3 protein-coding genes are annotated in these 3132 nt (G+C 25.8%); all 3 read left to right on the top strand.

Annotated elements, in window-relative coordinates:
- The first annotated feature begins 55 nt into the window (after positions 1-55).
- Positions 56-979 carry a glycosyltransferase family 2 protein gene (locus A9G30_RS01030; protein WP_065587778.1) on the top strand — a complete coding sequence of 308 codons (924 nt, stop codon included), beginning with the start codon at positions 56-58 and terminating at the stop codon, positions 977-979.
- A gap of 18 nt (positions 980-997) precedes the next feature.
- Positions 998-1807, top strand: a complete 810-nt coding sequence (locus tag A9G30_RS01035) for a glycosyltransferase family 32 protein (protein WP_065587779.1) — start codon at positions 998-1000, stop codon at positions 1805-1807.
- 15 nt (positions 1808-1822) lie between these two features.
- On the top strand, positions 1823-3132 hold a 1310-nt coding region (locus A9G30_RS01040; RefSeq protein ID WP_065587780.1), incomplete at its 3' end, for a glycosyltransferase family 2 protein.

Consider the following 3132-nt stretch of genomic DNA (forward strand, 5'->3'; position numbering starts at 1 on the left):
CTTTGATATAGCTGAAATAGACTAATAAATTTTTTATCAATAATTGAGATTAAATATGACATTACTTTCAGTTGTTTTGCCTATGTATAATTCCGAAGAGTATGCTAGTTCCTGTATAAATAGCATACTTTCCCAATCTTTTTCTGACTATGAATTAATTATAGTTGATGATGGAAGTTCTGATTCTACGAGAGCTATATGTGAGCAGTTCAAGTTTGATCCAAGAGTAAAGTATTTTTATCAAATAAATGGTGGATCTCATAAAGCAAGAAATCTGGGTATTAATAAAGCAACTGGTAAATTACTTACATTTATTGATTCTGATGATATTATACCAAGTAATTATTTTGAAGAAATGGTTAAAGTGTATACAGATGATGTGGATTGCGTGTTTTGTGATATTTACCATCAACAAAATGAAGGATTAGTTAAGAGTTTTTTTTTCCAACAAGAAAGCCAATTATTAAACACAAGAAAAAAAATTAGCCATTTGTTAAGTATTGATTCTTTTCCTGCTCCTTATGCCAAATTGTATAGTTTAAATAAAATTAAAGCACTTCATCTTAAATTTATTGAGTCAGATAATTATTTTGGCTTTGCTGAAGACTTTTATTTTAATTCACTATATTTAATTAATTCTCAAAAATTAGTTTATACTCAAAAAACATATTATATATATAATAAGACTAACCTAAATTCGCAATGTAATAATCCAGATCCAGAAATACAGAAGAGAAATAATATTGATAGAGCAATAGTAATTTATTCAATATTGCAATATATGTTTCAAAATAAAATTAATATAAACAAGTATAACGCTATTTTTTTTATGATAAGAAGACATCTACAATGGGGAGGGGAAATTACTAAAGAAAACTTGTTGAATTTATTACAACATTCCGATTTACCAAAGTATTACACGAACAAAATATACTGTTTTTCTTTAAGTATTTTCTTGTTTAGTTATTTTAAAAAATAATGAGGTTTCCTAATTATTATGATCCCTAAAATAATTCATTATTGTTGGTTTGGCGATAACCCTAAACCAAAGAAAATTTTGGATAATATACAAAATTGGAAAATAAAACTTCCCAATTATAAATTTGTAGAATGGAATGACAATCATCTTCATTTAGCAAACAATAACCAGTACGTCAAAGAAGCATATCAAATGAGAAAGTTTGCATTTGTATCTGACTATTTTAGAATATATGCTTTATGGACAGAAGGGGGAATATATTTAGATACAGATATTATTTTATCTCAATCTTTTGATTCTTTTGACTCTTTCTTAGATTTGGATTTTTTTTCTTGTTATGAAAATTGGAAAGAAATAATTCATCCTATTTCAACCGCAACATTAGGGGCATCTAAAGGAAATGAGTTTATTAAAGAGATTTTAGATACCTATAAACATGATAGGTTTATTAGAAACGGTGAGCCAGATGTTACAACCAATGTTGAGCGAATAACAACTATTTTAAAAAATAAAAACTTAGTTTCCGAACCTTTTAATAAATTTGACTCTTTGAACATTTCACCTAAAGAAATTATTTTTCCATCTTACTACTTTTGTGAAGAAATAGAAGGATATTTAAATTATTGTGTTCATCAGTTTAATGCGTCTTGGAAAGATGATGATGTTAAAAATACAAATATTCAAACTAAGGTGAAACGACCATTTAAAGTAAAATTTAGAGTTAACAATAAGGTAACATTTGTTAAATTGAATCAGGAAATAATACCAAATAAAATATTATTTTCATTTTCAATTAAGAAAAAAAAATATGCATTCATTATTGTTTAAATAGGAAAATTAATTTTGCAACCTAAATTAACTATCATAGTGCCTGTCTATAATACAGAAAAATATTTGAAAAAATGTTTGGATAGCCTTGTTAACCAAACTTTAAGAGATATTGAAATTCTTTGTATTAATGATGGTTCAAAAGATAATTCGCATATCATTTTGAATGAATATGCTGATAAAGATCCTCGCATAAAGATTTTTAATAAAGCTAATGGTGGATTATCATCAGCAAGAAATATGGGCATTGATAATGCTAAAGGACAGTTTGTCACTTTTTTAGATTCTGATGACTATGTTGAAAATAATGCATATGAGTTGGCCTTATCTCGATTTGCTAATGATGGAGTCGATCTTGTGCATTTTTCAACCAACCTGGTGATGGAAGATAGTGATTGTGAACGTTATAATGAAGATTATTTTCAGCATAAATTTTGTGGCATAGTTAAATTGACAAGTTATGTTACCCAATTTTTAGATGTTTGTGCATGGAATAAAATATATAAACTTTCAATTATCAAATCTTATCATATAAGATTTCCAGTAGGTAAATTATATGAAGATAACCCTTTTTTCTGGTCATATGCACTAGTGTCTGATTTCGCTTATTTTATGCCTGAAAAGCTCCATAATTATTTAAGCCGCAAAAATTCAATTATGAACTTAACTTTGAAACTTTCTAAATCTAAAGTTAATGAATTAAATCATGAATTAGATCGGTTATTGTGTTTTGAAGAATTGTTAACTTTTATTTTTAAATGGAATTTATTTTATAAAGTAGCGTTAACATTGGAAAAGCATTTTGAAAGAGTTTTTTGGGATGAAATAGCTCATTCATCGCATAAAAATATTGGAAAAGTACTTGAGAAAACTACAAATATTATAAATAAATTCTCTTTTACATCTTTATTTCCACGAAATCGCTTTTTTAAAGCGCTATCTAGAAAAAAATATTATAAGATTAAATATATTGAATATATCACAAAGAAGCAGAGTCTATTCGGTTTATATCATTCGTCAAGTTATACCACTTTATGCTTATTAGGTATAAAAATTAGAAAAAAGAAATCTAAAAATAAAATAGAAGAGGTTTCTTCAAAAGAAATAAATGATGAGCTTAATAATTTATATAGTGAATTATCAAAACTACATCAAATGGTTGTTTCAAGTTTTTCAAAACAGAAGAAAGAAACGTTTTTATCTAATAAAAATAAATTAACCTTTTTTAATCAAATGAATTTAAATGAATTTAAATATTATTTTGAAAATTTATCTATTGCGGTTAATTTAACAGACAATTTTGATAAATCTAATGCTGTATTTTC

It is taken from the genome of Gilliamella sp. Fer4-1, from assembly GCF_001690515.1.
Lineage (GTDB): Bacteria > Pseudomonadota > Gammaproteobacteria > Enterobacterales > Orbaceae > Gilliamella > Gilliamella apicola_C.

What these genes read in the sequence shown, in the direction of transcription:
- A9G30_RS01030 (WP_065587778.1), top strand. Translation starts at nt 56, where the DNA reads ATGACATTACTTTCAGTTGTTTTGCCTATGTATAATTCCGAAGAGTAT.
- A9G30_RS01035 (WP_065587779.1), top strand. Translation starts at nt 998, where the DNA reads ATGATCCCTAAAATAATTCATTATTGTTGGTTTGGCGATAACCCTAAA.